19 protein-coding genes are annotated in these 22,747 nt (G+C 40.7%); 13 read left to right on the plus strand and 6 right to left on the minus strand.

Annotated elements, in window-relative coordinates; genetic code table 11:
- Nucleotides 1-31 precede the first annotated feature (31 nt).
- The 13 genes from pilQ (at nucleotide 32) to tfpZ (ending at nucleotide 17,716) form a co-directional block, all read left to right on the plus strand.
- Nucleotides 32-2,143 carry a type IV pilus secretin PilQ gene (gene pilQ, locus FTU05_RS10635; RefSeq protein WP_180165297.1) on the plus strand — a complete coding sequence of 704 codons (2,112 nt, stop codon included), beginning with the start codon at nucleotides 32-34 and terminating at the stop codon, nucleotides 2,141-2,143.
- 36 nt (nucleotides 2,144-2,179) lie between these two features.
- On the plus strand, nucleotides 2,180-2,725 hold the full coding sequence (gene aroK, locus FTU05_RS10640) for a shikimate kinase AroK (protein WP_078189378.1): 546 nt from the start codon (nucleotides 2,180-2,182) through the stop codon (nucleotides 2,723-2,725).
- A gap of 15 nt (nucleotides 2,726-2,740) precedes the next feature.
- Nucleotides 2,741-3,823 carry a 3-dehydroquinate synthase gene (gene aroB, locus FTU05_RS10645; protein WP_180165257.1) on the plus strand — a complete coding sequence of 361 codons (1,083 nt, stop codon included), beginning with the start codon at nucleotides 2,741-2,743 and terminating at the stop codon, nucleotides 3,821-3,823.
- A 7-nt stretch (nucleotides 3,824-3,830) separates the two neighbouring features.
- The gene (locus tag FTU05_RS10650; RefSeq protein ID WP_180165259.1) at nucleotides 3,831-4,670 is read left to right on the plus strand and encodes a hypothetical protein; all 840 of its coding nucleotides are present in this window, start codon (nucleotides 3,831-3,833) and stop codon (nucleotides 4,668-4,670) included.
- Nucleotides 4,671-5,115: 445 nt separating this feature from the next.
- A complete protein-coding gene (gltB, locus tag FTU05_RS10655; protein ID WP_180165261.1) occupies nucleotides 5,116-9,591 on the plus strand; it encodes a glutamate synthase large subunit in 4,476 nt (1,491 codons plus the stop codon).
- Nucleotides 9,592-9,660: 69 nt separating this feature from the next.
- Nucleotides 9,661-11,082 (plus strand): FAD-dependent oxidoreductase, encoded by a 1,422-nt coding sequence (locus FTU05_RS10660; RefSeq protein ID WP_078189374.1) that lies wholly within the window; start codon nucleotides 9,661-9,663, stop codon nucleotides 11,080-11,082.
- 240 nt (nucleotides 11,083-11,322) lie between these two features.
- A complete protein-coding gene (locus FTU05_RS10665; RefSeq protein ID WP_180165263.1) occupies nucleotides 11,323-12,207 on the plus strand; it encodes a metal-dependent hydrolase in 885 nt (294 codons plus the stop codon).
- A 161-nt stretch (nucleotides 12,208-12,368) separates the two neighbouring features.
- Nucleotides 12,369-12,959: a LemA family protein gene (locus FTU05_RS10670; protein WP_078189372.1), complete on the plus strand. Its 591-nt coding sequence runs from the start codon at nucleotides 12,369-12,371 to the stop codon at nucleotides 12,957-12,959.
- A gap of 29 nt (nucleotides 12,960-12,988) precedes the next feature.
- A complete protein-coding gene (locus FTU05_RS10675) occupies nucleotides 12,989-14,056 on the plus strand; it encodes a TPM domain-containing protein (RefSeq protein ID WP_180165265.1) in 1,068 nt (355 codons plus the stop codon).
- Nucleotides 14,050-14,610, plus strand: a complete 561-nt coding sequence (locus tag FTU05_RS10680) for a TPM domain-containing protein (RefSeq protein WP_180165267.1) — start codon at nucleotides 14,050-14,052, stop codon at nucleotides 14,608-14,610. Before FTU05_RS10675 ends, FTU05_RS10680 begins: the two co-directional genes overlap by 7 nt.
- A gap of 204 nt (nucleotides 14,611-14,814) precedes the next feature.
- A complete protein-coding gene (locus FTU05_RS10685) occupies nucleotides 14,815-15,264 on the plus strand; it encodes a pilin (protein WP_180165269.1) in 450 nt (149 codons plus the stop codon).
- Between the two features lie 52 nt (nucleotides 15,265-15,316).
- Nucleotides 15,317-16,972 carry a PglL family O-oligosaccharyltransferase gene (locus tag FTU05_RS10690; RefSeq protein WP_218953348.1) on the plus strand — a complete coding sequence of 552 codons (1,656 nt, stop codon included), beginning with the start codon at nucleotides 15,317-15,319 and terminating at the stop codon, nucleotides 16,970-16,972.
- 12 nt (nucleotides 16,973-16,984) lie between these two features.
- Nucleotides 16,985-17,716, plus strand: coding sequence for a TfpX/TfpZ family type IV pilin accessory protein (tfpZ, locus tag FTU05_RS10695; RefSeq protein WP_180165302.1), 732 nt, complete (start codon nucleotides 16,985-16,987; stop codon nucleotides 17,714-17,716).
- 47 nt (nucleotides 17,717-17,763) lie between these two features.
- Here tfpZ and bfr read toward each other — a convergent pair whose 3' ends face one another.
- The 6 genes from bfr to gmk form a co-directional block, all read right to left on the minus strand.
- On the minus strand, nucleotides 17,764-18,228 hold the full coding sequence (gene bfr / locus FTU05_RS10700; RefSeq protein WP_180165271.1) for a bacterioferritin: 465 nt from the start codon (nucleotides 18,226-18,228) through the stop codon (nucleotides 17,764-17,766).
- A 257-nt stretch (nucleotides 18,229-18,485) separates the two neighbouring features.
- Nucleotides 18,486-18,680 carry a bacterioferritin-associated ferredoxin gene (locus tag FTU05_RS10705; RefSeq protein ID WP_078192519.1) on the minus strand — a complete coding sequence of 65 codons (195 nt, stop codon included), beginning with the start codon at nucleotides 18,678-18,680 and terminating at the stop codon, nucleotides 18,486-18,488.
- Between the two features lie 217 nt (nucleotides 18,681-18,897).
- Nucleotides 18,898-19,281 carry a RidA family protein gene (locus tag FTU05_RS10710; protein ID WP_078189365.1) on the minus strand — a complete coding sequence of 128 codons (384 nt, stop codon included), beginning with the start codon at nucleotides 19,279-19,281 and terminating at the stop codon, nucleotides 18,898-18,900.
- Nucleotides 19,282-19,335: 54 nt separating this feature from the next.
- Entirely contained in the window at nucleotides 19,336-21,441 is a 2,106-nt protein-coding gene (locus FTU05_RS10715) for a bifunctional (p)ppGpp synthetase/guanosine-3',5'-bis(diphosphate) 3'-pyrophosphohydrolase (RefSeq protein WP_180165273.1), read from the minus strand.
- Nucleotides 21,442-21,659: 218 nt separating this feature from the next.
- Entirely contained in the window at nucleotides 21,660-21,941 is a 282-nt protein-coding gene (gene rpoZ, locus FTU05_RS10720; RefSeq protein ID WP_067762989.1) for a DNA-directed RNA polymerase subunit omega, read from the minus strand.
- A 76-nt stretch (nucleotides 21,942-22,017) separates the two neighbouring features.
- Nucleotides 22,018-22,641: a guanylate kinase gene (gmk, locus tag FTU05_RS10725; RefSeq protein WP_078189363.1), complete on the minus strand. Its 624-nt coding sequence runs from the start codon at nucleotides 22,639-22,641 to the stop codon at nucleotides 22,018-22,020.
- Between the last annotated feature and the right edge of the window lie 106 nt (nucleotides 22,642-22,747).

Here is a 22,747-nt window from a genome sequence, read left to right on the forward strand (position 1 = left end):
ACAAGATTTTATTTTTGGGGATGGCAATACAATGAATCATGTGTTTCGTCAGTTTTCGATGGGGGCTGTTGCAATGGCGATGATGCAAGTTGCCAATGCTCAGGTGAGTGTAACCAATGTGGTACCAATGCAAATTCCAGGTCAAGGGACTGAAATTCGCGTGATGTTTAATGGCTTACCGCCGCAACCACAAGCTTATCAACTCGATCAACCATCACGACTGGTCTTAGATTTTGATAAAGCACAGCAAAATTTAAAACAAAGTTCAATTCCTGTTGCAACGGCTGAAGCAAGCACTGTGGATGTGAGTTCGGATGCACAACGTGCGCGCTTAACTGTGAATTTAGCCAATGCGGGTGCATTTACCACGCGTGTTGAAGGTAATACCTTCATTCTAAAAATTAATTCTGCACAAGCTGCAAGTTATGTACAGCCTACAGCACAACGTCAGCAACAGGGCATCTCAAATATTGGTTTCCATCGTGGTTCTAATGGTGAGGGTCAAGTTGTTGTAGATTTACTGGGTGGAAACACCCCTGTTGATGTTCAGCAACAAGGCAGTAAAGTGGTGATCCGTACTTTAGGTAATAAAGTACCTGCACATTTGACTCGCCGTTTAAATGTCAATGATTTTGCAACGCCAGTTGCAACGGTGGACGCACATAATGATGGAGGTAATGGGGTAATTACCATTCAGTCGACGGGTAGCTATGAATATATGGCGTATCAAACCGATAATAAATTAACGGTGAGTTTGAAACGTCCGGAAGATAAGAATCCATTACGTCCTAAGGCTGCCAATCATTATACTGGTAAGAAAATTTCATTAGACTTCCAAGACATTGAAGTACGTCGTGTGCTGCAACTTTTGGCTGATTTCACTGAAATCAATATGGTTGCTGCTGATACAGTACAAGGGAATATTACACTTCGTTTGAAAGATGTGCCTTGGGATCAAGCACTAGATATCGTATTGAAAACCAAGAATTTAGATAAACGCCGTAACGGTAATGTGATTTGGATTGCGCCTGTTTCTGAGTTGATTAAAGCGGAAGAAGAAGAAGCGAAAGCCTTACGTCAAAGTATGAAGTTGGCACCCATTCAAACAGAATATCTTACTTTAAGTTATGCTAAGGCAGCTGATATTGAGAAACTGATTACCCAGTCTAAAACAGCAGGCAACACTGGATCGTCTAATAGTAATAATGCTGATGATGATCGGGGTAATTTGTTAAGTCCACGTGGAACGATTTCTGCAGATACGCGAACAAATACACTGATTATCAATGATACCGCGCAAAATATTGATCAAATTCGAAAAATGGTGGATTTGCTTGATGTATCAGTCAAGCAAGTCATGGTCGAAGCACGTATTGTAAAAGCATCTACCGACTTTACCAAAGAAATGGGTGTGAAATGGGGTCTCTTATCTCAAGGGATTAACCAAAATGACCATTTATTGGTGGGTGGGAGTGATACCACACTTTGGGATTTAAAAACTCCGGATGATGATGGGAAATATACCATTCAACGTCCAAGTAACTTAAACGTGGACTTAGGTGTGACCACTGCAGGTGCAAGTCGAATTGCTTTTGGTTTGATTAGTCTTTCTGACTTTATGTTGGATTTAGAGCTTTCTGCTTTACAAGCAGATGGTTATGGTGAAGTCATTTCAACACCAAAAGTACTGACTGCTGATAAACAACAGGCCAAAGTGGCTTCAGGTCAAGAAATTCCGTATCAAACCACAACGGGTACTGGTTCAAATGCGACTTCTTCTACCGAGTTTAAAGAAGCTTTATTAAGTCTGGATGTCACACCGAGCATCACTCCAGATGGTAAAGTGCAAATGAAGCTGAATATTAAGAGCGACTCACCAGCAGGGTATGCCAATAATGGTGAAATTATCCTGAATAAAAATGAAATTAATACCGATGTACTAGTCAATAATGGTGAAACTGTTGTACTCGGTGGTATTTTTAATCAGGAAACACAAAGTAAGCAAACTAAAGTACCATTCTTAGGGGATATTCCTTATGTGGGTCGCTTATTCCGTAAGGATATGAAAAGCGATGCAAAAAATGAGTTGCTGATTTTTGTTACTCCGCGAATTGTTAATGACAGTGTTACCAGAAATCATTAATATATTTTCAATTTAACAAAAGAAATAGGTGACTCCTTGCCAAGCAAAGAGTTTGAAACCCTACCAAATATCTATTTGGTAGGGCCAATGGGGGCAGGAAAAACAACCGTAGGGCGACATTTAGCAGAATTGTTAGGACGTGAATTTCTAGACAGTGATCATGAAATAGAGCGTAAAACAGGTGCGACTATTCCTTGGATTTTTGAAAAAGAAGGGGAAAAAGGCTTTAGAAGTCGTGAAACGAATGTCATTGATGAGTTAACTGCAAAAAAACAACTGGTCTTGGCGACTGGTGGTGGTGCAGTGACTCAGCCCCCAAATCGTGAATTTTTAAAACAACGTGGTATTGTTGTTTATCTATATACTCCGGTGGAAATTCAGTTACAACGAACCTACCGCGACAAAAATCGTCCACTGCTTCAAGTGGAAAATCCAGAGCAAAAGCTACGAGATTTATTGGCTGCCCGTGATCCTCTTTATCGTGAAGTCGCGCACTATATTATTGAAACCAATCAAGGTGCCGCGCGAGATCTTGCGCAAAAAATTTTTAATTTAATTGTTTCACAAAATATATCTCGTTAGAAAAAGGTTAAATTCATGCAAACCTTACATGTTGAACTTGGTGATCGTCGCTACCCTATTTTTATTGGAAGTGACCTTAATCCACAAACTATACTTGAGCCTTATATTCAGGGTAAACAAGTGATGATTGTCTCTAATACCACAGTTGCTCCGCTCTATTTAAAACATTATGTAGATGCAATTGAGGCATTAGGGAAAACTGTTGCAACATGTATTTTGCCTGATGGTGAAAAGTATAAAAATTTAGAGCATTTGAATTTAATTTTTGATGCCTTGCTCGAAGCAGGTTTTAACCGCGATTGTACGGTTTTGGCATTAGGTGGGGGTGTCATTGGGGATATGACCGGATTTGCCTCTGCATGCTATCAACGTGGTGTATATTTTATTCAAGTGCCGACGACTTTACTTTCTCAAGTGGATTCAAGTGTCGGTGGAAAAACGGGGATAAACCATCCATTAGGTAAAAACATGATTGGTGCCTTCCAACAACCCCAAGTGGTTCTTGCGGATATGGCGCAATTAAAAACTTTGCCGGCACGTGAACTTTCTGCAGGTTTGGCCGAAGTGATCAAATATGCATTGTTAGGTGATGTTGAATTCTTAACTTGGCTTGAACAGCATATGGATGCTTTAGTTGCAGGTGATGCAACCTTGTTGGCTGAAGCGGTTTATCGTTCATGTGCCCATAAAGCGCGTATTGTGGCCAATGATGAAAAAGAACAAGGCGAACGTGCGTTATTAAACCTGGGTCATACCTTTGGTCATGCGATTGAATCGTACTTGGGATATGGTGAATGGTTACATGGTGAAGCCGTTGCAACAGGTATGGTGATGGCGGCAGATTTGTCCCACCGTATGGGCTGGATCACTGCTGAAGATTTAGAACGTACAAAAAAAATCATTTTACGTGCACAATTACCGATAGTTTGCCCTAAAATTCCGCTAGAGGAATTTTTGGCGTATATGTCCCATGATAAAAAAGTATTGAATGGGCAATTACGACTTATTTTACTGAAATCATTAGGTCAGGCCATCATCACCAAAGAGTTTGATGTTGAGTTAATGAAACAGGCAATTTTGGCAAATCAGGCAGAGTAGGTACATCATGGCAGCGCGGCAGTCTCAATGGCAAAAAGTTCATCACTATGCATGGTTGGTGGGTGGAGCTGTGTGTCTGTTCGCTGCATTGGTTTTCTGGGCGATTACAGATACCAAAGAATTGGTTGAAGTTGAAAAGCAAGCTGAAACCGAAGTGGATTTGCAAATTCAGCCAGAGAAAGTGGCAGCAATGTCCCATCTTGGTGCATTAAATGAAGAAGTACGTCCACTTGATATGACGACCCGTGTGGTTGCTACAGCTCAACATGAGCCAGAATTTCGCGGCACTAAATTTATCAATGATTCTGCCAAACTTTATGGTGTTGAATTATTTCGGGTTTCTGAGGAAGATATTTTAAAAAGTTTCTTACGCAAGCAGCCTGAGCGTCATAAATTTATTTATCTACGTCTTTCAGGTGAAGACCATCCTGAGCAATACGTCATTTTAACTGGACCATATTCGTCGCAAAATGATGCCAAAGCTGCAATGTCGAGCCTCAACATCGCTTTGCCTGCTTCAATCAAACCTGAAGTTGTGGAATTTAAACAATATCAAGCATATGTGAATGATTTAGGCACGGAAGAAATGTCGTCGAGTCAAAAGTTATATACTGTTAAATTAAAGTCTGTACCTTTACCGAAAATTGATGAAGCGCAAATTGCCGCACGAAAAGCGGCGGCTGCAGCGACGGTAACAACACCCACTAATGCAACGACAAGTACTACGGTGACTCGTCGTGATGCTGAAGGAAATGTGATTGATGTGCAAAAATCACAAAGTAGTGTAGATGCACCACGTCCAAAACCTGCACCGGTAGAGCAAGAAGTAACCGATCCATTTAATTAGTTCTAAAATAGCGCAAGACGTCTTAGGAAAAGCTTAAACTGCACAGAAAAAGTGCATAAAATAAAAAAAGAACAATTTGAATTATTTGTTATAACTAAAAAATGCTTGTAATCAGCCATCTTAGGAGAAAATGCATCAAGTTGGCATATAAATTGCTTAATTGGTGCGTAAATTGAACTTTTCTCCCTGTTTTGGCGCGAAAATGATTCGATAAAAGTGCGAAGTCATTAATCCAGTCGTTATCCCTGATCTGAACTGCAAAAGCAGAAAATTTGACTTTTATTCATGCATCTAAGATGAATTCGGTTTATCTTAAGGGTGTGAATAAGAAATAATTTTGCTCGACAGAACAATTCATGTGAGTAAGTTAAGACGAATCGCAACAAGAAATTAGTTTGTTAAGTGCTCGAAAGAGCTGTAAAGAAAAGAAGGGTACGCTATGCACATGCCATCGCCTAATACTGTAGCTCCCGCTCAAGGTTTATACCAACCGGATGAGTTTAAAGATAACTGTGGTTTCGGTTTAATCGCCCATATGCAGGGTGATGCAAGCCATGATCTCGTCAAAACCGCCATGCATAGTTTAAGTTGTATGACCCACCGTGGTGGTATTGCCGCAGATGGCAAAACCGGTGACGGCTGCGGTCTGCTCCTTGCTATGCCAAAAGAATTTTTCCGTGAAGAAGCGAAAAAACTCAGTGACATTACATTGAGTGAAATCTTTGCTGTGGGTACGGTATTTCTAAATCTAGACCCTGCATTAGCCGCACATGCAAAACAAATTTTAACCAAAGAAATCGAAGACGAAGGCTGTAAAGTCATCGCTTGGCGTGTTGTGCCAACCAATAACGATGCGTTGGGTTCAATCGCGATGCAGTCATTGCCAGCCTTTGAACAAATTATCGTGAATTGCCCAATGGGTGTTTCAGAGGTTGAATTCAACCGTAAGTTGGTGATGGCACGTCGTCGTGCAGAACAACAGCTGACTGCTGACCCATACTTCTATGTAACTACTTTATGCTCAACTGTGATCAGCTATAAAGGTTTGATGATGCCAGCAGCGATTGCTGACTTCTATACCGATCTTGCTGATGAGCGTTTAAAGTCACACATCGTGGTATTCCATCAGCGTTTCTCAACCAATACCTTACCGCGTTGGCCTTTGGCACAGCCGTTCCGTTACTTGGCGCACAATGGTGAAATTAACACCATTACCGCAAACCGTAACTGGGCGATGGCGCGTACACCAAAATTTGAAAACCCATTATTGCCAGGTTTAACTGAGCTGAACCCAATTGTAAACCGTACAGGCTCGGACTCTTCAAGTTTAGACAATATGCTGGAAATACTTGTCGGTGGCGGTATGGACTTGTTCCGTGCGCTGCGCATGTTGGTTCCACCTGCTTGGCAAAACGTTGAAACTTTAGATGCGGATTTACGTGCATTCTATGAATTCAACTCGAAGCATATGGAAGCTTGGGATGGTCCAGCAGGTCTGGTAATTCAAGATGGTCGTCATGCGATTTGTATGCTTGACCGTAATGGTTTACGTCCAGCACGTTGGGTGATTACCAAAAATGGTTACATCACCTTGGCATCAGAAATTGGTGTTTGGGGTTATGAACCTGAAGACGTTGTGTCTAAAGGCCGTGTAGGTCCGGGTCAAATTTTGGTGATTGATACCTTTACTGGCAAAATGCTCGATACTCAAGATGTGAGTAATCACCTTAAGCGTATGCGTCCATACCGTCAGTGGCTACGTGAAAACTCAGTACGTGTACAAGGCAGTCCAGAGCTGGAAGAATATTTATGTGAACAAGGTTTGAAAGGCGATGACCTGAAAGCTTCACAAAAAATGTTCATGGTTACCTTTGAAGAGCGTGACCAATTGCTACGTCCAATCGCTGAAAGCGGTCAGGAAGCCGTGGGCTCAATGGGTGACGATACGCCAATGGCAGTATTGTCTCGTCAAGTGCGCCATGTGTCTGACTACTTCCGTCAGCAGTTCGCTCAGGTTACGAATCCGCCAATCGATCCATTACGTGAATCGATCGTAATGTCGTTAGAGACATGTCTCGGCCGTGAACAAAATGTATTTGAACAAGGTCCAGAGCATGCAGATCGTCTGATCATTTCAAGCCCAGTACTGTCAAATTCGAAAATGCATCAAATTCGTACCCTTGGTCGTAAAGGTTATGAAATTGCAGACATCGACCTAAACTATGCAGAAGGTGAAGGCTTAGAAGCTGCTATCGCGCGTATTTGTGAAGAATCTGCGCAAGCGATTCGTGATGGAAAAACATTACTGGTATTGTCTGATAAGAAAATCCGTCAAGGTTTCTTACCTGCAAATGCATTAATGGCAACTGGCGCGGTTCACCACTATTTAATCAATGTAGGTCTACGTACAGATGCTAACATCATTGTCGAAACTGGTTTGGCGCGTGATGCGCATCAGTTTGCGGTGATTCTTGGTTTCGGTGCGACTGCAATCTATCCATACTTGGCTTATGACGTGATCAATGACTTGATCGCGAAAGGTGAGTTATTGGGTGATCCAATTCATGCGCAAGCTAACTTCCGTAAAGGTATTGAGAAAGGCTTATTGAAAGTCCTTTCTAAGATGGGTATTTCTACTGTTGCCTCTTACCGTGGCGGTCAGTTGTTTGAAGCGGTCGGCCTCTCTGATGAAGTGGTTGCAAAATGCTTTACGGGTGTACCGAGCCGTATTAAAGGCGCAACATTCTCTGATCTAGAAAATGACTTGAAAAAATTGGCAGATTTGGCGTGGAAATCACGTAAGCCAATCGATCAAGGCGGTATGTTGAAATTTGTATTCGGTAAGGAATATCACGCATTTAACCCAGACGTGATCAATGCGCTGCATAAATCTGTACGTTCTGGTAATTATGCGGACTTTAAAGAATACGCAGAGCTAGTGAATAACCGTCCAATCGCGACGATTCGTGACTTATTCAAGCTGAAAACAGATCAATCGATTGCACTCGATCAAGTTGAATCCGTGGAAGAAATTCTGCCACGTTTTGACTCGGCTGGGATGTCTTTAGGCGCATTATCACCTGAAGCACACGAAGCCATTGCAATTGCAATGAACACTATTGGTGGTCGTTCGAACTCGGGTGAGGGCGGCGAAGACCCAGCGCGTTACGGCACTATCCGTAACTCGAAAATCAAACAAATTGCATCTGGCCGTTTTGGTGTGACCCCTGCATATCTAACTTCTGCAGAAGTCCTTCAAATTAAAGTGGCACAAGGTGCAAAACCAGGTGAAGGTGGTCAGTTGCCGGGCGGTAAAGTGAATGGCTTAATTGCACGTTTACGTTACTCAGTACCGGGTGTGACATTAATTTCTCCGCCGCCGCATCACGACATCTACTCAATCGAAGATTTATCACAGTTAATTTTCGATTTAAAACAGGTTAACCCACAGGCGATGGTGTCCGTTAAGCTGGTTTCTGAGCCGGGTGTTGGTACGATTGCGGCTGGTGTAGCAAAAGCATACGCAGATTTCATTACCATTTCTGGTTATGACGGCGGTACAGCGGCTTCTCCACTTTCTTCAATTCACCATGCAGGTTCTCCATGGGAACTTGGTCTATCTGAGGCGCATCAGGCGCTACGTGTGAATGACCTGCGTGGCAAAGTCCGTGTACAAACCGATGGCGGTTTGAAAACAGGTCTAGACGTTGTGAAAGCAGCGATTCTTGGGGCTGAAAGTTTCGGTTTCGGTTCTACACCGATGATCGCATTGGGTTGTAAATACCTGCGTATTTGCCACTTAAACAACTGTGCGACCGGTGTAGCAACACAGCAAGATCATTTACGTCAGGAACACTATATCGGTGAGCCTGAAATGCTGATCAATTTCTTCCACTTTATTGCGGAAGAAACACGTGAATGGTTAGCAGCGCTAGGCGTTTCAAGTCTGAAAGATTTGATTGGCCGTACAGATTTACTGGAAATGCTTCCGGGTGAAACTGAAAAACATGCACACCTTGATTTGAGCGCATTGCTCCAATCGCATCCTGCGGCTGAAGGCAAAGCTCAGTACTGTGAAGTACAAGGCAATGCACCATTCGATAAAGGCTTATTGGCTGAAAAAATGGTAGCTGAAATGCTGCCAGCTATTGAAGCAGGTACAGGCGGTGAATACGGTTTCACTATCGGTAACTGTGACCGTTCAATCGGTGCACGTATCTCAGGTGAAATTGCGAAACGTTATGGCAACCTCAGTATGGAAGCGCACCCTGTAAAAGTGAACTTAAACGGTACTGCTGGTCAGTCATTGGGTGTTTGGAACGCCGGTGGTTTACACATCAGCCTAGAAGGCGATGCGAATGACTACGTGGGTAAAGGTATGGCTGGTGGTCGTATCTCGATCTTCCCTCCGAAAGGTTCACCGTTCCAAACGCAAAATACTGCGATCATTGGTAACACCTGTTTATATGGTGCAACAGGCGGTAAATTGTTTGCAGCAGGTACAGCAGGCGAGCGTTTTGCAGTACGTAACTCAGGTGCGTTTGCTGTAATTGAAGGTGCAGGCGACCACTGCTGTGAATACATGACAGGTGGTATCGTGACTGTATTGGGTAAAGTGGGTCATAACTTTGGTGCGGGTATGACAGGCGGTTTCGCTTATGTGCTCGACCTCGACAATGACTTTGTTGACCATTACAACCACGAGCTGATTGAATTGAACCGTATCTCTACAGAATCGATGGAAGAACACAAAGAGTTCTTGTGCCGTATCTTAGATGAACATATTAAAGAAACAGGTAGTGCTTGGGCGTATAAGATCCGCAACGAGTTTGACTTCTATAGCCGCAAATTCTGGCTTGTGAAACCAAAAGCTGCTAATTTGCAGACTTTGTTGAAAACAACTCAAGCTGATCCACAATAATTCCACTACTGCAGATTTGATAGGCAGGTGTAAGTCCAAACATGCTTACACCTACCCACGGAGAGAGACATGGCAGAGCGCCTAAATAATGACTTTCAGTTCCTGGATGTAGCACGCCAAGATCCAGAGAAAAAAGATCTAGTTGTCCGCAAAGCAGAATTTGTGGAAATCTATAAACCGTTTACAGCTGAAGTTGCAAAAAACCAAACACACCGCTGCTTAGGTTGCGGTAACCCGTATTGTGAATGGAAATGTCCAGTACATAACTACATTCCAAACTGGTTAAAACTGATTGCAGAAGGTCGCATTTTCCAAGCGGCAGAATTGTGTCATCAAACCAACACCTTGCCTGAAGTTTGTGGTCGTGTGTGCCCGCAAGACCGTTTATGTGAAGGCGCGTGTACGCTAAATGACGGCTTTGGTGCAGTTACCATTGGTAATGCTGAAAAATACATTAACGATACGGCATTTGCATTGGGCTGGCGTCCAGATATGTCACACGTTAAGTGGACAGACAAAAAAGTTGCGATTATTGGTGCAGGTCCTGCTGGCCTTGGCTGTGCAGATATTCTTGTACGTAATGGTGTGAAGCCAGTCGTATTTGACAAGCGTCCTGAAATTGGTGGTTTGCTGACATTTGGTATTCCAGAATTCAAAATGGAAAAAGACGTAATGAAACGTCGCCGTGAGATTTTCTCTGGCATGGGCGTTGAATTCCGTCTCAATACTGAAATTGGTACAGATGTGACGATTGACCAGCTTTTGGCTGATTACGATGCTGTATTCATGGGTATGGGGACCTATACCTACATGAAGGGCGGTTTCGCGGGTGAAGACCTTGTTGGTGTTCATGATGCACTGGATTTCTTGATTGCCAATGTCAACCGTACGCAAGGTTGGGAAAAAGATCCATCTGAATACATCAGCATGGAAGGCAAAAAAGTGATTGTTCTGGGTGGTGGTGATACTGCGATGGACTGTAACCGTACCTCGATCCGTCAAGGTGCCGAATCGGTTGTCTGTGCCTACCGTCGTGACGAAGAAAACATGCCAGGTTCACGTCGTGAAGTGAAAAATGCGCGCGAAGAAGGTGTAGATTTCCAATTTAATCGTCAGCCGATTGAAATTGTGGGTGAAAATGGCAAAGTGACGGGTGTTAAAGTTGTGACTACACAGCTTGGCGCACCTGATAGTCGCGGTCGTCGTAGCCCTGAGCCAGTTCCGGGTTCAGAAGAAATTTTACCAGCAGATGCAGTATTGCTTGCCTTCGGTTTTCGTACAAGCCCCGCAGATTGGTTTACTACATCAAACATCAGTATGGATGGTTCAGGTCGCGTCATTGCTGCTGAACAGCAAGAATTTAAGTTCCAAACATCGAATCCGAAAATTTTCGCCGGCGGTGATATGGTACGTGGATCTGATCTTGTGGTAACCGCAATCTGGGAAGGTCGCCAAGCTGCCGAAGGTATTCTTGACTATTTAGATGTTTAAGTCATGACACGCCAGTGCTTACACTGGATTCATTCAAAAAACTCGCTTCGGCGGGTTTTTTATTTTTTGGAATTTACCTCAAATGACACGTGAATGGATTTTGCAGATAAATACGCTGAAAAGTTGTCAGACAGCGCTTTAGAATGGTGAGCTATGCAAATGTGCTAGCACATTTTGCCATGTGTGAAAGAGCTTAGGAATTACATACTGCGATCATGATCTAAATCTTAGGAAGCGACCATGACGCAAGTGACGACACAAAAAACATATCTAAAACGTCCTAAAGCCATTGGCATTACGGTACGTCGAGCACAATTCAATCCTAAAGCGATTCGCCGGCATTATTTTGCCAACTCACCGGTGATGTCGCATTTGTTGACGGCATTGTCATCGACCTTTCCCATTGGTGAGCAATTCTTTGTGCATAGCGTGCGCAATGTACGCGAGAAAGTCAGTGATGAAAAATTACAAGCTGAGATCGCAGCATTCATTGGGCAAGAAGCGATGCATTCCAAAGCCCATGCTGAATTTAACGATGCTTGGCGCAGTGAAAGCTATAATTTAGATCGTTTCCAAGCATGGCTGGCGCGTAAAGATAGCTATGTAAAAAACTTACATCCAAAAATACAGTTGGCAATTACCTGTGCATTTGAACATTTTACTGCTTTACTTGGCGGCTATATTTTAAGACATCCTGAAGTACTGAGTACTTTAGATGATGATGCAGTGAAACTTTGGGTTTGGCATGCGATTGAAGAAATTGAGCATCGCGCAGTGGCATTTGATGTATATCAACATGTCTATGGAGATGACAAAATACGCCGCATGATTATGCGCAGTGTGACCACGGGTTTTGCAAGTCTTACGTTTTATTCTGCAACGAAGCTATTTATGCAGGATAAGAAAAAAAGTTTGCCGAAGGTTGGTGGAAATATTTTCGGGGCGTATTTATTGGCAAAAATGTTTATTCAATTGACGCCAGAATATTTGTCATATTACAAAGCAGAATTCCATCCGAGCGAAATTGATTACAGTCAGATCGTGAAATATTGGAAAGAACGCCTTGCTGATGAATATCAAATGGAAAGTTTTCAGACTGAAATTACACCGCAATTGTATAGTTAATTCAAAATGTTAAAAAAGCCCGAGTTGTGGGCCTTTTTTTATGCTAAATATTTTTCGAGTAGGTCAGTTTAATCACAAAGAAAATACATAATTCATTCGAAAAATAAGGTTAGAATGAATTTATTTAAACAATTACAAATAAATACTTGAGGTTAAGGGTTATGAATTCAATGAAAAAAAGCATGCTCGCAATCGCATTAGTCAGTACATTGACCCTGAGTGGTTGTGGCTATAACACATTACAAGTCAAAGACGAGGCCGTTACAGCAGCATGGTCTGAGGTGCAAAACCAATATCAACGCCGTGCAGATTTGGTACCTAACCTTGTCAATGTGGTTAAAGGTTACGCGAAACATGAGGAACAAGTACTGACAGAAGTGACTCAAGCACGTGCGAATGTTGCGGGCTTAAAAGTGGATAAGGAAGTTTTAGAAGATCCAGCACTGTTCCAAAAATATCAAGAAGCACAAGCGCAGATGACCAGCGCACTTTCTCGTTTAATTGCAGTCTCGGAAAATTATCCGGACTTAAAAGCCAATGAGCAATTCCGTGATTTACAGGTACAGCTTGAAGGCACTGAAAACCGAATTGCTGTCGCACGTAATCGCTACATTACTACGGTACAAGACTTTAATGGCTATGCACGCCAGTTCCCGCAAGTGATGACAGCTAAAGTCATCGGTATGGATACCAAGCCTAACTTTAGCGCAGAGCAAAGTGCACAAACTGCACCGAAAGTTGATTTTAATTAATTGGCATCACTGCATTGTGAGGTGGGCTGATGGTGGATTTTGAGCTAAAACATACAGGTTTGTTGTGGCTGCAGCGCATGGTTTTAGCATGCTTATTGTGTGTGGTGGGTTTCACACATGCAGAAACTGCCACCGCTACAGATGTAGATGCTGAAACAGTTGTTGTCGGTAAAATATTAAAAGATCAGCAGTCAGCTACACAGAAAGAAACAACAGCACAGCCTGAAATCAAAATTCAGCAGCCGAATATCGCCAATGATATGGCAGATGGCGAGTCGATTCGCGGCTTGCCGACCCTAAATGAACCTGTAGTTGATCAGGCAAATTTACTTTCAGCTGCTGAAAAGCAAGCCATTAGCCAGAAAATTCTACAGTTACACGAACAAGGCAAGGCACAAGTTGGTATCGTGATTGTACCAACCACAGGTCAAGAAGATATTTTTGATTATGCCATGCGTGTTGCAGAAAAATGGCAACTCGGTTCTGCAAAACGTGACAACGGGATATTGATGGCGATTGCTGTGAATGATCGTCGCATACAAATATTAACGGGTTATGGGTTAGAAGGAATTATGCCCGATATCATCGTTAGTCGCATAATTCGAAATCAAATCACTCCGTATTTTAAACAAGCACAGTATGCTCAAGGCATTGATGCTGGCTTAACAGAAATAACCCAAATTTTAAATCAAGACCCTGAAGTTGCAGCTCAAGCAGCCCAAGAGTTAAAAGAACGCCAAGAACAAGCCTTACACGAGCAACAAGCCAAAGAGAAAACGTTTACAACGGTTCTCATCATTTTGGTGATTGGTATTTTTGCATCCTTTATTGTCGGTAAGCGTTTAAGTGCCTCAACTGCTGCAGTAGCAGGCACGGTCGCGGGACTGGTCAATGGCGCTGGTTTGTTGACCAGTTTACTCATGGGTGGTGCAATTTTCTTTTTACTGATCACCGCGATTGCACAAACGATTTTTCAAATGTTTCTTGCTGGTGGTGGAGGCGGAGGTGGTCGCAGCGGTGGTGGTGGTTTTGGTGGCGGTGGCTATAGCGGAGGCGGTGGTGGCTTTGGCGGTGGGGGAGCATCAGGTTCATGGTAACGAAAACAGAAACAACAGAAATTGTCACTTGTCCTAAAACACAGGAAATACAGCAACCAAGTTTTAAACGCTGGTTGAAGCACTTCTTTTATATGCCTGCAGCAAACCGATTTTTTAATAAGCAAGATCAGCAGGCCATTGCGCAAGCGGTGACAGAAGCTGAACATGGCCATGTGGGCGAAATACAAGTGGTGATTGAAGGGCATATTCCTTCGAACCAAGCCTATTATCAAAATACCCGTGCACGTGCTGAACAGCTCTTTGCTGAACTGGGTGTGTGGGATACAGAATTTAATAGTGGTGTTTTGCTTTATTTAAACCTATGTGAACGTCAGGTGGAAATTGTGATTGATCGCGGGATGAGACAGGCAACCGATGCCCAAGTGTGGCAGGCTATTTGCGCGCGAATTATCCAAAACATGCAAAATAAACAATACCGAACAGCTTTGATGGTTGGTGTAAAAGAGATTGGTGACGTGATGGATCACTTTTATGCAGGGAAGTCTGTAGATAGAACGAATGAAATCGCAAATACGCCCATTATTTTGCGCTAAAAAACGGTGATAAAGTGACACAAATCGTCACTTTTAAACACAAAAAGAGACGTAATGATTACAAAAATAAAAATATTTTTTTAAAGTGCTGTTTTTTCTGTCATTTTCACTATAATAAATCTTGGCACGCTCTGTGCTATTTATAAAACAAGCTACATAGCTTTATTAAATAATTAAATTAAAAAACATTTGTGGAGAATGTTTATGAACGCTCAAAAAGGTTTTACCCTTATTGAATTAATGATCGTTGTTGCGATCATTGGTATTTTGGCTGCAGTGGCGCTTCCTGCATATCAGGATTACACAGTACGTGCGAAAGTATCTGAAATTGTTCTTGCTGCTTCGACTTGTCGTACAGCTGTAACTGAGGCTGTGCAAACTGGAGGCGGTACTTCATTACCATCAGGAGGTGATTATGGTTGTGAATCGGCATCAGGTGCAAGTGGAGTATCTAAATATGTTAAATCAGTTGCAACAGGTGCTAAGGGTGTTATTACAGTAACAGCTTCTGGTGATGATAGTTTAAAAGGTGCAAAAAATGGTACTGTAATTTTAACACCAACAATTGATACTACCGCAGGCAATATTACTGAATGGAAATGTGCAGGTGGTACAATTCTTCCAAAATATTTACCATCTTCTTGCCGTGGTTAATATGTAGTATTTAAAAAAGGAGGTTTTACCTCCTTTTTTTTAGGGGCAAATTTTGAAAAAGTATCTGTATTTGGTCATATTTCTATTGGGATGTTTGGCTTATGTATTGCCCAATCGCTATTATCCTTGGCTAAGTGCTTATCATGAATTTTCAATCTATTTATTATTTTTGGTCGTATTTTTAATATTAATCATCAAGAAAAATAAAATAGTGATAGATCGATATATTGCGCTTGTCTTTTTTATTGCATTGATACCTTTAGTGCAGTATTTCTTTGGGAAAGTTTACTTTTTTGGTGATGCTCTGATTGCAACTATTTATTTAATTAGTTTTGCCTCTAGCATTATGCTTGGCTTAAATCTAACAACTCAAATTAATAAAAAACAAATTTTAATCTTTACTAGTTGGATTTTTATTGTTTCAGCATTGTTATCTTCGTATATGATGCTTCAACAATGGTTATTGCTGACAAATGGTGGTATCTGGATAATTGATGTTCCACATAATCGACCTTTTGCGAATTTTGGCCAACCTAATAACTGTGCGACTTTTTTGATTCTAAGCTTATTGGCAGTATTATATTTATTTGAAAAAAAACAAATTAACTATATCGCTAGTACAGGTTTAGCATGTCTGTTTTTACTTTGTCTTGCATTAACTCAGTCTCGTTCTGTTTGGGTGTATGCAATATGTTTTGTTGTGTGGTGGTATTGGAAATATAATCCCTTAAATACACGGTTAAAGAAAAACAGTATTTGGTATGTTTTAGGGATTTTTGCTGGTTTTGTTTACGCACTGCCAATTGTGTCTCAGTATTTAGGTCTAATTAGTATAAATAATGTTGTTGAGCGTACGACATCTGGCTTCACACGTCTTTCTATGTGGCACCAATTAATTCTGGCTTTAAAACAAGAGCCAATATGGGGCTATGGTTGGAATCAAGTCAGTGTTGCTCAAATTAGTATTTTTTCAAGTTATCCAACGACGGAATGGACGGAACATAGCCATAATGTTTTACTTGATTTGCTGATTTGGAATGGCATTCCTATAGGGACATTCATTATTGTTTTCTTTGCCTATTGGTTATTTAAATTAAGTCAGCTTGCTTATACGGTGGAAAATTTTATTGCGCTGGCAATGATTGGTGCTGTGATTAGTCATGGGATGCTCGAATTTCCATTGGAATATGCGACTTTTTTATTGCCTGTTGGTTTTTTAATGGGATATGTATATATAGATAGTTCTTTCCAAAATGTTATTAATTTGTCTAAGAAAAAAATAATCACTTTTTATAGTGGCGCGATTGTTTTATATGGGACCATCTTCTATGAATATGTAAAGATTGAGCAGGATACAAGATTGGTTCGAGCTGAAATTTTAAATATTGGAAAAACGCATGTAACACAGGCGGCTCCAAATCTATTGCTTATGACCCAACTAAGTGAAAGAATTCGTTATATACGAACAGCTCCTGAAAAAAATATGTCTAAAGAAGAATTACTGTGGATGAAAAAAGTAACGTATAGGTATGCCACACCAAATAACTTATATAAATATGCACAAGTTTTATGGCTGAATGGTAGAAAAGATAAGGCGTTGTATTATTTGAATATATTGAACACATTGTATGCAAAAAATATAGAGTCTAAGTCTCTTAACGATATGCATGATTCAAATGCGTATAAGTGGAAAAAAGGTCAGGATTAATTTTAAATGAAATTGGATAAGCAATATAATTTTTTTATTGTACATTTACTATTCTCATGTTTGATTGCATGTGTGGCTTTAATTTTTATTTTTAATACTTGGTACCTATCACCTTTATATAAAGCTACTGGCGTAATTGCTATTATATTAATGATGTTCCTTATTGATGTTATTGTTGGGCCTTTACTAGGCTTAATCGTCTATAAAGAAGGAAAAAAGACCCTCAAATTTGATTTAGGTGTAATTATTATTATTCAAATTGCTGCTTTATGTTATGGAATTTATAGTATACAGCAAGGGCGCCCTGTATGGATTGCATATAATATGGATCGCTTTGAGTTAATTCGGAAAAATGAAATTATTGATCAATACATTGAAAATGCTTTACCAGAATTTCAAAAAGTATCATTTTTTAAGCCACAATATGTAGCTATTGAATTTTCTAAAGACAAATTACAGCGTGAAAATGATATCTTTGCTGAAGCATTGGGTGGAATATCGATTGCACAAAAACCTGAATATTATGTGGATTTTACTCAAGCCTTACCACAAATAAAAAAACGTGCAAAAAGTCTAAATGAATTAGAGCAATTTAATGACCATGAACAGGTGCGAAAGATATTAGCGAAATATCCTCAAGCGACTGGATATGTCCCTTTAAAAGCTAATGCTGTAGATATGACTGTGCTAGTCAATAAACAAACAGGTGAAGTAATAAAAATCGTTGACCTTCGCCCTTGGTAGTAATTTATGAAATTAAAAAACCCGCAGATGCGGGTTTTTTAATGAGTTTAAATCTGACTCTGAATATAATTCTCTACACCGATAGACCCAACAAGGTCTAGCTGAGTGGTTGTCCAATCCAACCATTCTTCTTCTTTTTCTAAAATCTCTTGAACTAGATCTCGAGTGACATAATCTAACTGTTCTTCTGCTAGCTTAACCGTTACTTGAATGGCTTCGATATTCTCTTTGACTTTACGTACATCGCAGTTTAAAACTTCAACAGTATGCTGACCGATATACAGCTTGCCCAAATGTTGTAAGTTTGGCAGACCTTCTAAAAATAGAATGCGTTCAATAATTTTATCAGCATGCTTCATTTGACGAATTGATTCTTTATATTCTGCAGAACCCAGTTGCTCAATGCCCCAATCGTTAAACATGCGTGAATGAAGAAAATATTGGTTAATTGCAGTTAAATGATGATAAAGCACCTGATTTAACTGATTAATTACATCACGATTGCCTTTCATGTCTGACTCCTTAACTGCAATAAAGCTCGAACTAAGCAATATAAATTCGATATTAGAATAGAAATATCTTAAACAACAAAGTGTAATTTAGCGAGTTTTTTATAGAACAGCAAATGAAAATCACAATCAAAACAAGGCGCTAATTTTCAGGGTTTTAATAAATAAAAACCCGCTTAGAGTCAGAAGCGGGGGAGGAGGAATGGTCTGAGACCATTGGTTTTATAATTATGATTGTTGAGGAAATTTAAAAGCTTGGTTTATGCAGCAATTGCGATCCGGGCTGCAATTTGTGCAACTTCATCACTGATGATCATACGTGCTTCAGGAGCACAGCGACCACAACAGGTGCCTAAATCGAGCATATCGCGAACTTCACGATAGCTTTCTGCACCATTGGCAATTGCATCTTTAATGTCTTGATCAGTAATACCACGGCACAAACAAACGTACATGAAATCAAACCAAGTGAATAAATGGGATAAGTAATATTATTGATAATTATTATCGTTTGTCAATAAAAATAATTTAAAAATACTTTTATGCTGATTGAGTTTTTGAATAAAAAAATGTCATTTAAGCGGAAATCTGAGTAATGCTCAGATTTCCAGGTGAGGCTTTTGTTCTTTTGGGATGTGATATTTAGTGAAGGACTTAAGCGATGTTAGTAACTTATTGATTAATAATCACCACACCATCCATTTCAACTAACGCACCCTTTGGTAGGCTTGCTACACCGAGTGCTGCGCGTGCTGGGTAGGGTTGAGCAAAGTATTCGCCCATAATTTGGTTGACTAATTGGAAGTTAGAAAGGTCAGTGAGGAAAATATTCAGCTTGGCGATATCGGCTAGCGTACCACCTGCAGCTTCACATACCGCTTTTAAGTTGTCGAATACACGGCGAATTTGAGCTTCAATGCCTTCTACCAGCTCCATGCTATATGGATCTAAGCCAATTTGACCTGATAAATACAAAGTGTCGCCCACTAAAATGGCTTGTGAGTAAGTACCAATTGCAGCGGGTGCATTTTCAGTATGGATTACCTGGCGGGACATCTATTTCTCCTATTATCATCACAGACACAACATATATAAAAATGCGGTGTCAGGTTAGCTGGCAACTTTCGCAGGTTCATTTATAGCAACAGGTTGTGCCAAACGACTGATGCGTGGGAAGCCAAAATGCATTCTTAAATTACGGATAATTTCGGCAATTTGTTTACGGTTGTGTACAACAATATTCACATAGGTTTTTTCTTCATGTGAGCGGACAGTTTCTACACCTATTTTTTCTTTACGGCATAGATAGATCAGTTCTGAAATTTGCTCATCATTTAACAGCATGTTTAAGCATAAATAGGCTGTAAAACTAATGTCTTCACTGTCTTCTGTTGTCCAGTGTAAAGGCATGATATTTTCAGGATGTAAATGCTGTTCATGCAATAAATTATGACAACGTGAACGGTGCACAATCAAACCACGACGTGATAAATGCCCTTGTATTGGATCACCTAAAACAGGGTTACAGCAGTGCGCATATTTGACGTCGACACCATCAGTGCCCAAGATTAAACGTGCAGAGTTTGAAGTCTGAATGGTATCTTGAGCATATAAATGATTAGCAACCAATTGCGGTAATAAGTCACCCACGGCAATCTGTTCAAATAATTGTTCTTTATCATTTAAATGACGCCAATTCAGCACATTTTCCCAATCCGCTAATGTCAAATCACTTACAGAACGGTTAAAGAGTTTTAATGCGCGATTTAAAGCTTGCTGACCAACTAAACGTTGTTCATCTTGGTCTTGGTCACGGAGGATATTTTGTAATGCGCGGCGGGCTTTTTGGGTATTAATAAAGCTTAGCCAGTCAGGGTTTGGTGTTGCAAGAACATCAGTGATAATTTCAATCACTTGACCACTCAGTAATGGTGTTGAAAGGGGCTTGGTTTCCCCATCAATTTTCGCACCAACGGCATGGTTGCCCAAAAATAAGCTTGCTGAATAAGCGAAATCAACCGCTGTGGCACCCTGAGGGAGTTCATGCAAATGACCATGTGGGGTATAAACCCAAATTTTCTCTTGATGTAGATAATCGAGTAATTCACTAAATGTGGTCTTGGCACATGCGCCATCGACTAACACGTTTAAATTTTGCATGGAGGCTTGGATCGCTGAGCGACAAGCTTGTGGTGCATTTTCACCGAGAACCACACCAAAGCGCGCCGCTTTACGCATCAACTCTGTTTGGATGGTTAGCGATAAAATGGTCTTTTCACCTTTTAAGCGCATCATCAGTGACTGGTTGCCACCAGGGAGTGGGCGACGGATATGATCGGCGTAATTAAGAACTTTAAAGCTTTCTTTGAGGATGTCTGCAAGTCGGTCACAGTCTGCGATACTTTGTAAAATAATTTCAAAGGCATGACTATGGGTGAGCTCTTGCAGATCGATATCGTTTTTTACAAAGTGGCGAAGTAATTCAATATTATTATTCTTCTTTTTAATTCGACCTGAAATATGGTGTTGTTCTAGCAAGGTGGTGAGGTTGTTTTCCCACTTGGTCTGGTATTCGCAGCGTTTCGGTTTGGTTTGTAATAACGCTTCTTGAACATTGTTATACATATCTAAGTCGAGATTTTGATAACACAAATGTTCAAGGTTGTCGGCCATTTCATTCATACCGACGAGTCGTGCCATAGGCACAAAAATTTCAAAGGTTTCTTGGGCAATACGAGCACGCTTATCGGGGCGTAAAGCACCTAGTGTGGTCATATTGTGATAACGATCTGCCAATTTAATAATAATGACACGTGGGTCTTGTAGGGTAGCTTGCAGAATTTTACGGAAGGATGCAGCTTTATTATATTCTTTATCGCTAGAATGGCTAAGTTTGGTGACGCCATCGACGAGTTCAGCAACGGTCAGACCAAATTTTTCAGTAATATCTTGTTTGGTAAATTCGGTATCTTCGATGACATCATGCAGTAAAGCGGCCATTAAAGTTTCCGCATCAAGACGCATATGCGCCAAAATACAGCTCACCGCAATTGGGTGAAGGATGTAGGGTTCGCCACTTTTACGGGTAATACCATCATGGGCAATATCCGCATAGTCGCAAGCTTCAAGCACGCGTTCGACATCACTTACTGAAAGGTAAGCGTCGATGATCACATTTAACTGTTGCTTGGCTTGGCTGACCATTGGGCCTGGCATAGAACACCCTTTTACTACTGATTTACAAATGAAACGGTTAATACTTTAATGAAATGCATATTGCATGACTTGTCAATTTTTTAGTTTAAAAAAATGAAAATCTTTTTCGCTTGCTTTGCACTTCTTAAGCTTATGTTATAACTGTTCTGAGTAAAATATTAAAGAGAATCCATAAAAAAAGCCTAGTTAAAAACTAGGCTTTTAAGGTCAGGTTTATCTTATTGGAAAGAAAAACCGTCTAAGTTTAGGTTATTTGCAGAAAGTGCAAGGTCTAAACTTGAAGTTTGGTAGTCTTGTTCACGTTGTTTCAAAATGTCTTTAGAAACGTGACCCGCTGCGATTTCACGAAGAGCAACAACGGTTGGTTTGTCATTGTCCCACTCAACAGTAGGTTCGATACCTTGACGTGCCAATTGACGCGCGCGTTTGCTTGCCACTAGTACAAGCTCAAAGCGGTTGTCTACATGGTCTAAACAATCTTCAACGGTTACGCGTGCCATAAGAATTCTCGTTTGAATATAAATTTTTAACAGACTGTGCAGTATAAGGTGCTTTGTCTATAGACTCAAGTTTTAATCACTGTTCCGTAGGGGTGATTAATTTCTCAATCAGTTTTTCATGGCGCATGGCTTGTTGTTTTAAAACAAGACGATTGGCAATAATCACAGACTCTAAGTCATGCAGTGCTTTATTAAAGTCATCATTAATAATGACATAGTCAAAATTAACATATTGCTGCATATCTTCTACGGCACAGCTGAGACGATGTTCAATCACTTCAACAGAGTCTGTACCACGATTGGATAAACGTTGACGTAAATCGAACTGACTCGGAGGGAGAATAAAAATTTGTCTAGATTCAGGAAAAAGTTTACGAACCTGTTCAGCACCTTGCCAGTCAATTTCAAGTAAAACGTCATGACCTTTGGCCAATTGCTCTTTTACTGTGCGCTGTGCAGTACCGTAATAATTACCAAAAACTTCTGCATATTCAATGAAGCCGCCTTCATTTACCAAAGATAGAAAATCTTCTTTTTTTGCAAAATGGTAATGTACGCCGTCTAATTCGCCAGGACGCTGACCACGAGTGGTATGAGAAACAGAGACATGTAAATTGTTTACACGTTCAAGCAGGGCTTTAACGAGGGATGTTTTGCCCGTTCCCGAAGCAGCAGAAACGACAAACAAGAGACCCGACATGATATTTTTCCTGATATGATAAAATATCTTCTCTATTTTAGAGTAGACGCGCGCCAAACAAAATAGTCAGACGTCTATTGTTTACATTTATTTCAAATGATACCCG

Source organism: Acinetobacter sp. YH12049 (genome assembly GCF_013419875.1).
In the GTDB taxonomy this organism is placed as follows: domain Bacteria; phylum Pseudomonadota; class Gammaproteobacteria; order Pseudomonadales; family Moraxellaceae; genus Acinetobacter; species Acinetobacter amyesii.

Bases quoted from the DNA above. Each gene is read 5' to 3' on its own strand.
- pilQ (WP_180165297.1), top strand. From the start codon at position 32: ATGAATCATGTGTTTCGTCAGTTTTCGATGGGGGCTGTTGCAATGGCG.
- aroB (WP_180165257.1), top strand. From the start codon at position 2,741: ATGCAAACCTTACATGTTGAACTTGGTGATCGTCGCTACCCTATTTTT.
- FTU05_RS10650 (WP_180165259.1), top strand. From the start codon at position 3,831: ATGGCAGCGCGGCAGTCTCAATGGCAAAAAGTTCATCACTATGCATGG.
- gltB (WP_180165261.1), top strand. From the start codon at position 5,116: ATGCCATCGCCTAATACTGTAGCTCCCGCTCAAGGTTTATACCAACCG.
- FTU05_RS10660 (WP_078189374.1), top strand. From the start codon at position 9,661: ATGGCAGAGCGCCTAAATAATGACTTTCAGTTCCTGGATGTAGCACGC.
- FTU05_RS10665 (WP_180165263.1), top strand. From the start codon at position 11,323: ATGACGCAAGTGACGACACAAAAAACATATCTAAAACGTCCTAAAGCC.
- FTU05_RS10670 (WP_078189372.1), top strand. From the start codon at position 12,369: ATGAATTCAATGAAAAAAAGCATGCTCGCAATCGCATTAGTCAGTACA.
- FTU05_RS10675 (WP_180165265.1), top strand. From the start codon at position 12,989: ATGGTGGATTTTGAGCTAAAACATACAGGTTTGTTGTGGCTGCAGCGC.
- FTU05_RS10680 (WP_180165267.1), top strand. From the start codon at position 14,050: ATGGTAACGAAAACAGAAACAACAGAAATTGTCACTTGTCCTAAAACA.
- FTU05_RS10685 (WP_180165269.1), top strand. From the start codon at position 14,815: ATGAACGCTCAAAAAGGTTTTACCCTTATTGAATTAATGATCGTTGTT.
- bfr (WP_180165271.1), bottom strand. From the start codon at position 18,228: ATGAAAGGCAATCGTGATGTAATTAATCAGTTAAATCAGGTGCTTTAT.
- FTU05_RS10705 (WP_078192519.1), bottom strand. From the start codon at position 18,680: ATGTACGTTTGTTTGTGCCGTGGTATTACTGATCAAGACATTAAAGAT.
- FTU05_RS10710 (WP_078189365.1), bottom strand. From the start codon at position 19,281: ATGTCCCGCCAGGTAATCCATACTGAAAATGCACCCGCTGCAATTGGT.
- FTU05_RS10715 (WP_180165273.1), bottom strand. From the start codon at position 21,441: ATGCCAGGCCCAATGGTCAGCCAAGCCAAGCAACAGTTAAATGTGATC.
- rpoZ (WP_067762989.1), bottom strand. From the start codon at position 21,941: ATGGCACGCGTAACCGTTGAAGATTGTTTAGACCATGTAGACAACCGC.
- gmk (WP_078189363.1), bottom strand. From the start codon at position 22,641: ATGTCGGGTCTCTTGTTTGTCGTTTCTGCTGCTTCGGGAACGGGCAAA.